An 8,877-nucleotide genomic window follows, 5' to 3' on the forward strand; every position below is an offset into this window, starting at 1 on the left:
ATCCTGAACCTAGCTGAAATTGGAGAAGCCAAGCCAGCCAGTTTACAATGGATAAAAGCTCAGGTTACCGCGGGCACGTTGGTGGGCGCTTATGATCGAAGTGGGAAGCCGTTAAACGATATCCATTCGACGGCGATTTATGCCATCACGGCCATGATCGGTTCCATTACAAAGGATCAACAGCTATATAACGAGAGTATTACGAAAATGAACGCGTTTCAAAATCATACCCAAGCAAGCCCGCTGAACGGAGGCTTTGGGAATGAGCTCGCGCAGCAAGCCTATTCGTTCGACAATGCCATGGCTTTGCTCGCTTATGTTTATTAATAAAGGAGTGAGTGCTTGTCGTGACTAATCGCTTTTTGAGAGGACTGCTTCGCGTGATGACACCAGCTGCTGCCGCGGCGGCCGGCGTATTGGTCATTACAGTGCTCGCCCTGCTTGTTTATCCTTATATCGGTATTGCGGATAATGGCGACTTTTTTCGAGTTTTGTATAGCAATGGGCTTTACATCAACGATCCGACGTATAATAGCCAATATCTTGGATTTTTCGTCAAAACGTACGGAATTTTTCAATATTTTAACGAAAATCAGGCAACTATTTTCTCGACTCAATCTTCTTTTGTAAAAGCGGCTATTGGCCTAAATCAGTTGTTCCATCCAGGCACAACCACATTTGATATTCGCTATCAAGCGGCTTTGTATCTCGGACTTTATACGGCTGCGATATATTTGCTTGTTGAAGCATTGACTTGGAAGCTTTCCAAGCTTCGCGGCTATGTGATTGCGGGAATCGTTGTTTTTGTGTTTGGCGACACCGGCTACACGGCTTATTTTAATTCCTTATACGGTGAGAGTGTGATGCTGGTCATGACGATGTTCATGGTAGCAAGCGGACTCTTGTTATACCGGAGAAGATATAACGATTACGTGATGCTTGGCTTATTCGTGGTTAGCGCCATGATTTTAACGGCAAGTAAGCAGCAAAACGCCCCAGTTGGGATTCTAACAGCCATATTCGGGGTATTTTTCATTTATATTCGGAAAAGCCGATCGTATCGCGCCATAACGGCAGGACTCCTCGCAGCTCTGATAGGTGTTGGAGTGGGCACCTATGTGCTGATCCCAAAAGAATTCGTCAATATTAACAAGTTTCATGCGATGACTCGCGGTGTATTGATGGGCTCTACAGATCCGGAAAAAACGTTAGAAAGCTTTGGCATCGATAAGCAATATGCGATTTTGAACCGCAGTGAGTACTTCGAGCCTTATAAATCGTTTGATGTGGATTCTGCACAGTTTGAAGAACAGTTCTTTAGCAAATACGGCTTTGTTTCTATTCTTCTCTATTATGTCGAACATCCTGGACAAGCGGGACAGATGCTTAATATCGCGGCGAGAGACGGCTTTAGTATCCGTCCCATGGCGATGGGGAACTATGAGCAGTCCGTTGGCAAGCCATTTGGTGCGCACACGGTATTCTTTTCTGGCTATAGCTTGCTCAAGCAGGCGCTGGCGCCGAAAACGTTTGGCTTTATTTTACTTTGGACTTTGCTCATTATAGGGCTTTATATCCCATCGTTTATTCATGCGATTCGCTCGCAACAATGGCGTAAAGCAACGAAGCTGCCTATTGTCATTTTACTGATTTCAATGGGGTTATCGGGGATTTTCGTTTCCATTATTGGGGCGGGCGATGCGGATTTAGCGAAGCATGAATTTCTATTTACATTAACCTTTGATCTTGTTTCTTTGCTTACGGTAAGGGATTTGATTGCTAAACAGTTATGGAGCACAGAATCGGAGAGTAAACAAGTTGGGACTGCGATGTAAGGCATAAGGAGGGAGCGACATGCGAAAAGTATACCTCTTCGTCACACTTCTCGTTATATTATGTACGTTAAGTGTGCCAAGACTAACTTCAGCCGCAGAAAGCGCAAAGGATCCTGTATTGCTTCTCTATGACAGCAAAGCGCTTAGGACACCGCTGGAAGGAAATGTTGAAGCTCTGCAGCGGCTCTTAGCGGGCTTCTCCACACCAGTTACACTGCTGAGCTTGGAGCAATATAAAGAGGGAAAGCTGCACAGCTTTAATAAAGTGATCCTCGTACGAAATAAATCGGATGAAATGAATCTTCCTGATGCTTTTTTACAAGACTTGAAAGCTTACTCCGGTAAGTACATGCAAATTGGAAGCGGTCTTCCTACATCGATTCAGCAAGTATTGCACATTCAAGAAGAACATACGGTGGATGATACGATCAACTTGAAGATTAGTGATCTGAACCAAACTTCCATTCCTGTTAGCAACATGGCATGGGTGACCTCGTTTGAAGGAAAATCGTATGGGACAGTGAAATCATCCAAGCATCCGTCCGAAGCACCGTACAGTATTGCAAACGGCAACTATGGGTATATCCCGTACTTGTCAAAAGGCAACCTGTCAGAATTGGCAGCTTCCTATGTGTTGAAAGATTGGCTGGAAGTTTCCACGGCCCCGCAGCATTATGTATTAATTAGCGATATTTTTCCATTTTCAAATCTGGAACTCGTGAATGCGATGGCGGATCAGCTGTATGAAGCAGGCATTCCTTTTGTAGCCAGTATACAACCAGTATTCAGTAATTGGGACTACCCGGCGATGCAGCGTTATATGGAGACGCTTAAGCATTTGCAAGCCCGCAATGGGAGCATTATTGTTCAAACGCCGATTGTTGACTCTACGGATTCTCCGGATGTGAATAAGCTTCGGAACGAATTGGGCTCTTTTCTTGATCATTTAGCAAACACAGGGATCGTACCGCTTGGCGTCAGTGCTGAGATGTATGCATTTGCTAATTAATGGTCAGGGGGTTCATCTTAATAATCGCATTCAGGATATTGATTCGGCACATGTCTATGTGCAGCAAGAAGAAAAAAGTTTAAGCGGACTTTTCTCTGTGCAAAATAAAATACTAATTGTTTTAATCGGAACAACGCTTTTCTTATTCGGTCTTTTCCTTATCATCGGACACCGAATGTACAAACGAAAATACAYGCAATCGCGGAGACAATGATGACACTTGCCGACATACTAATGCTGATTGCTGTGATATGTATCTGGTCACTCCTGCTGGTTAATATCATTCTGATTGTGGCAGGCTATCTATATTACATGCAGATTGAGAATCAACCGGTTCCTCCGATTAAAGGGGAAGCTCCTTTCGTTTCCATCATGGTGCCGGCTCATAATGAAGGCAAAGTGATTACGCAAACCGTTGAATCACTGCTCGCTTTAGATTATCCGCATGATCGCTACGAAATAATTGTGATTAATGACAATTCCTCGGACAATAGCCGAGAACTGCTTGCTAAGCTTCAAGCGAAGTATCCCGAGCGTCAATTGATTGTGTTGAACACGGATGCTGTCACGGGTGGTAAAGGCAAATCCAACGCCTTGAATCTAGGCTTCAAGCTAAGCCGTGGCGAGCTGATCGCCATCTACGATGCGGATAATACCCCGGAAAAGAAGGCGCTGCTTTATCTCGTCGCCGAAATCACGCAGGATCCAGGACTTGGCGCGGTAATCGGCAAATTTCGCACTCGAAATCGAAATGCGAATTTGTTGACGCGTTTTATCAATATTGAGACGCTTTCGTTCCAATGGATGGCTCAGGCGGGGCGTTGGAAGCTGTTTAAGCTATGTACGATCCCGGGTACAAACTTTCTAATGCGCCGCGAAATCGTTGAGCGAATCGGCGGTTGGGACGTGAAGGCAATAGCGGAGGACACGGAAATTTCATTCCGCATTTATTTGATGGGTTACAAAATTAAGTTCCAGCCTAAATCCGTTACGTGGGAGCAGGAGCCTCAGACGCTCAGAGTATGGTTCAAGCAGCGGACAAGATGGGCGAAAGGGAACATTTACGTCATTGTAAAAAATATCCCGCTGCTGTTCCATCCGGATGCGCGCCGTATACGCTTTGATATTTGCTATTTTCTATCCATTTATTTTTTATTGCTGACCTCGCTTGTCATGTCGGATTTGTTGCTGATTCTACACGCATTGGGCTATGTTAGCACCACCATTGCAAGCTTTAGCTCATTTTTATGGGTACTGGCGATTACTCTCTTTATCGTGGGCACTTTCATTACGCTCGTCACGGAGAAAGGAGAAATGCGGCTCTCTAACGTATGGATTATTGTTTTGATGTACGTGTCTTACTGCCAAATGTGGATGGTCGTGGCGGCTTACGGCATGTATACCTATCTGAAAGACGTCATTTTTAAGCGAGAAGCGAAATGGTATAAAACCGAACGCTTCTAGGGCAGTAAGGATCGGAGTTGACGACGATGTGGAATCGTAGTGGTGTGAGAGTAGCATTAAGTATTTTTCTATTTCTTGCGTTATTTCTACCTAAAGTTCAAGCAGAGAACGTGTCACCTGCCGCCGGGCAAATGCAAACGCATTTGTCCGATACGTCTTTAACCGGCGGCATTACATATACGCAGCAGTTTTTTCGTGTAGAGAACTATTGGAATGTGACCAGCGTTGACATTCATCTGGACTACCAGCTGTCACAGCTCCTGCAAAATGAACGCTCCTCCGTCACGCTCTATATGAATGGAACGCCGTTTCATTCTTTTCGACCGCAGCTGGGAGAGAAGGTGCAGCAACAGCTGGATCTGACCGTGCCAGCTTCAATGATGATCAAAGGCGTTAACACGCTCATGGTGYAGGGGCACCTTGAGACGAATGCGCCAGCCGTAGAGAATGCTTGCCTGCCTACCGATAATCGCGATAATTGGCTGCAAATCGCAAAATCCTCAAGAATCGCCGTGAAGTATACCAGTGAGCCGATTCAAGATAGCATTCAGGATTTTCAGCGGCATTTTATTGGGCAAGATTCGGTTACCAATGGTCAAATTGCGATAGCAGTTGCACCGGAAAACACGGCTCCTGAATTGGAGGCGGCGACCTATGCGTTATCTGGCTTAGCTAAAGTAAATCAAGTGACGGATAAACCGATTCCGCTTACGACCTATAGCACCGATCTGACGAAAACCAAGCAAGCGCTCATTCTTGTCAGTCTCTATGAGCATTTGCCTGCGGAAGTGAGGGCTATGATCAAAGAGAGTGATGTGGCACAAAAAGCCGTTCTTCAGCTCCTTGATCTGAATGGGGTCAAAACGCTGGTCATCACGTCGAACGATGCCACGCTCCTCATAAAGGCCGGTCGGCTGGCAGCCAACCAAACGCTGCTTACGCAAATTAATGCGCCGCAGAARGAAGTATTGGCTTCCACGGAAGTGGACACGCCAGCTGTCAATGTTAGCCGTACCTTGCCGCTGACGGATTCCGGAGATAAGCTTGTCGGTGACCGTCACCGGGAAAAAGCGTATTTTATTTCGCTGCCGGGCAATCGTTCCATTGCAGACGGCAGTAAGCTGCGCATCAACTTTCGTTATGCGCGGAATGTCGATTTTGACCGTTCGTTGGTCACGATTCTCGTGAATGATACGCCGATCGGGAGTAAACGGCTTTCCACCGAGCTCGCCGACGGCGATCATATGGAGCTTACGATTCCGAAATCCCTGAATATCTCAGGGAATTTTACAGTTAAAGCAGCATTCGACCTTGAGCTTAAAAATGATAGTTGTCTTGCAAATGAAGATCAGATGCCATGGGCCTTTGTCGAGAAGGATTCGCTGCTTCAATTGAATACAAAAGACAGAACGGAGCTGTTGTTCAACAACTATCCGTATCCGTTTCTACGTGACGGCAGCTATAACCAAGTTACGGTTGTATTGCCGACGACACGGGACGTGTACTTGTATCAATCGTTAACAAATATATTCAATCTGCTGGGCCGCTATGCGCAGACGAATACAGGCAATGTGCAATATGTAGCAGGCAACCTCCAGCCAGAGCAGCTCAAAGGCCGTCAAATTATTGCAATCGGCAGCTACGAAGACAACGCTGTGATTGCGGCGAACAATGATAAGCTTTATTTCCGCTATGGAGCTGGAGGACAAGGTTTTGTCCCTAACGAGAAACTCAGCATTGAATCTGGCTATGGCAAACGAATCGGTTCTTTACAATTGATTGATTCTCCTTATCAAAGCGGTTTTGGCCTTATGGCAGTGACGGGCAGTCGTCCGGAATATGTTTATTTGGCCTCGAAGCTGATCGGCTCGGAAGGCTCGCTATGGCAGGTGTTCGGCGATGGCGCTATCACGGATGCAGATGGCAACGTGCAAGCGTATCGCTTTAAGAAAGAAGCTGCCTTAGCGCCATCCACTGCGCTTGATGATGTACTGGCACGTAAAGATGTCCTCGGCTTTATGGCCGCGGCAGGACTTGTCGCCTTGCTTGTTATCCTCTCGCTGATTTTAATGATTCGTAAATATGCGAAGAAGAAGCGGAGGGATCTGCGATGAGTCGATTACGAAGCAGTATGATCTCGGACGGCGGCTTCCTGCTGTTTTTGCTAGCGTGTTTTGTAAGCATCATTTTCACCGCGGGCAATCCGAATCTGTACCTGCAAAATATAATTTTTCTCAATGTGGCTTTTCTCATTGCCGTTATTACGTACTTTACGAATGTTACGACAGGCTTGATTCTAAACATTCTGTTCATCTTCGGCTATGGGACGTACACCTTGTACCAAACGGTTGTGGTTGGCGGCTTAATCGGGACGCAGAATTATTTTTGGCTCATTTTGACTCCGATCTTTACACTTGCAACTTGGCTCTTGACGCTGGGGAATCGGCAATTGCAGTCGGAGAACGAACAGCTAATCAAAGAGAATCAATCCTTGGCAACCGTCGACTTGAAGACAAGTTTGAAAAATACGCTTTCTTTTCAATCCGATGCAACCGTATTTATGGCACTTTCCGTCCGGTATCATATTCCCTTAACCCTGATGGTAATCAGTGTGAAGTATTGGGATGAAATTAAACGGATGATTGGCGAAGAACAGCTGATGGAGGCGGTCCACGATCTATCCAGAATGAGTCAAACGAATATTCGCACGAACGATTCGCTTTATTTGCTCAATAAAGAGAATCCGATGTGGGGGATGCTGCTATTTACGGATCGACCAGGGGCATCTATCGTCATTGAGCGCTTGAGAAAGAGTGTTGATGAACGTAATCGCGGCGAATACGCGGAGAAATACAGGGTGGAACTTGTTTTGAAAATGGGTGCAGTTGAGTACAATGCGGCTGATATCAATAATCCCCTTGAGTTTATCGTACAAGCGAAAAAGCAGTTAGAATACGACGTGTAAAAGGAAGGTCTCGGCGAAAGCTGGGACTTCCTTTTTTGTGGGATGTGCTACACTCAAGCTAATGGGAAAATTTGTAATATGATAAGAAAATGTAATTAACTTTGTTTTTGTACACCTTTGAAAGTCTGGTTGCCATTGACTCAGGCGCTCACCTCCGGCAATACGGCCACGGGTCAAAAAGACCGAACCGGCGGGGCGGGAGTAAAGGTGTTCATTTCAAGAAATTATCAATAAAAAGAAATTCTACGAGGTTCACGAATACATACATAGCACAATATTTTGTGAATTTCGCATAAAAGACGTTATGTGAAACTCCAGTAAGGCCATATATAAAGAATAAGGAATGATAGTATGCTCAAAGAAGATATAGTTAAAACCTTAATTAATAATAAGATCGCAACCACGAACAGTATTAAAGGCTGCTCCGATGAAGAGATCATACAACTAGAAACAAGAATCGGCATAAATTACCCAAATCATATAGAGAATATTTACTAGCCGTGGGACACTCTTCGAAGAGGACTGGAGCATCACATAACACCGTATTCACGCGGCGAGCCTGACAGCCCTTGGTCTGCCCGAGGCATTTCGAGATGTAGTATCGGGCAGACACCTGTACCGACTAACAACGGAGAACTTTAGTGCAATAACCTGGGAGCAGATCGCCGTGGCCGGCAGCTGTTCCTTTATTAATTTTAGTTAACTGGCAGTTATGCGTAATAAGTTGATGCACGCAACTAACTGGAGACATTAGCGGAATAAACATCACAATAACCGATCAGATGATCGGTTGAAGTATCGGGCAGATTACTTTCAATATATGCTAGTATAGATTGTAGAGTTTGAGCTCATATTTTTTCAAAAGATAATATGCAATGAATAATTTCATTTTTTTTCAGAGAGGGAGAATGATTGCATTAGATTTAATGAATTCGACTGAATTTCAGGACTACCTTAGTTCTGCAATTAAGAGCTATGCAAAAAGCAACGTGGAATCTGGTAATTGGAACGAACAGGAATCTATTAGTAAGGCAACAGAACAATATGCACACCTTTTGCCTGATGGCGAGAAAACCACTGATAACAAACTATTTACAATTCGTTCTGACGACCAAAATGTTGGAATGATTTGGTTTGYAGTAAAACCAAACAACAAAGGGTTTATTTACGATATAAAAATTAAGGAAGATTACCGGGGGCAAGGATTTGGCAAGCAAGCGATGGAAGATATAGAAAAGTTGGGAAGAGCAATTGGCATCAAGAGTATGGGACTTCATGTCTTTGCTCACAACCAAATTGCTCGTGGTTTATATGAAAAGTTAGGCTATGAAGAAACGAGCATCGTGATGGCAAAACAATTATAAACTCTATTTCTTGTTGAATTAACGGGACACTTATAGCTCAATAGACATCAGGAGAAGGCTACCGACGGATGATTAAGGATTTCTCTTATGAACAAAAAGTGGCAAATGAAAAATTAGAACTTTTCAGTGATGATGAGAGACAATATGTTATTACGTTAAAGCAGAACGATTGCGTCATATTTAGGGAGCTGACTGTCTCGTGGCAGCTGCTCCCTGGATTCGTTGAGGGACGAGCAGGAT

The 8,877-nt window shown here is 44.7% G+C and carries 6 protein-coding genes and 1 pseudogene; all 7 read left to right on the forward strand.

From position 1 onward, the window contains the following. A pseudogene (locus AC1DUA_RS21970) lies at positions 1-327 on the forward strand (hypothetical protein); the annotation flags it as partial. Between the two features lie 20 nt (positions 328-347). Further along, a complete protein-coding gene (gene wsfD, locus AC1DUA_RS21975) occupies positions 348-1,835 on the forward strand; it encodes a glycan biosynthesis hexose transferase WsfD (RefSeq protein WP_477501801.1) in 1,488 nt (495 codons plus the stop codon). Between the two features lie 19 nt (positions 1,836-1,854). Further along, positions 1,855-2,844, forward strand: a complete 990-nt coding sequence (locus AC1DUA_RS21980) for a hypothetical protein (protein ID WP_477501802.1) — start codon at positions 1,855-1,857, stop codon at positions 2,842-2,844. A 213-nt stretch (positions 2,845-3,057) separates the two neighbouring features. Next, positions 3,058-4,308, forward strand: coding sequence for a glycosyltransferase family 2 protein (locus AC1DUA_RS21985; protein ID WP_477501806.1), 1,251 nt, complete (start codon positions 3,058-3,060; stop codon positions 4,306-4,308). A 26-nt stretch (positions 4,309-4,334) separates the two neighbouring features. Continuing rightward, positions 4,335-6,422: a cellulose biosynthesis cyclic di-GMP-binding regulatory protein BcsB gene (locus AC1DUA_RS21990; RefSeq protein ID WP_477501803.1), complete on the forward strand. Its 2,088-nt coding sequence runs from the start codon at positions 4,335-4,337 to the stop codon at positions 6,420-6,422. Beyond that, positions 6,419-7,273, forward strand: coding sequence for a diguanylate cyclase domain-containing protein (locus AC1DUA_RS21995; protein ID WP_477501804.1), 855 nt, complete (start codon positions 6,419-6,421; stop codon positions 7,271-7,273). The genes AC1DUA_RS21990 and AC1DUA_RS21995 overlap by 4 nt, the downstream gene beginning before the upstream one ends. A 908-nt stretch (positions 7,274-8,181) precedes the next feature. After that, entirely contained in the window at positions 8,182-8,637 is a 456-nt protein-coding gene (locus tag AC1DUA_RS22000; RefSeq protein ID WP_477501805.1) for a GNAT family N-acetyltransferase, read from the forward strand. Positions 8,638-8,877: the final 240 nt, after the last annotated feature.

This window comes from Paenibacillus sp. 01T422, from assembly GCF_056398785.1.

Bases quoted from the DNA above. Each gene is read 5' to 3' on its own strand.
- AC1DUA_RS21980 (WP_477501802.1), top strand. From the start codon at position 1,855: ATGCGAAAAGTATACCTCTTCGTCACACTTCTCGTTATATTATGTACG.
- AC1DUA_RS21985 (WP_477501806.1), top strand. From the start codon at position 3,058: ATGACACTTGCCGACATACTAATGCTGATTGCTGTGATATGTATCTGG.
- AC1DUA_RS21995 (WP_477501804.1), top strand. From the start codon at position 6,419: ATGAGTCGATTACGAAGCAGTATGATCTCGGACGGCGGCTTCCTGCTG.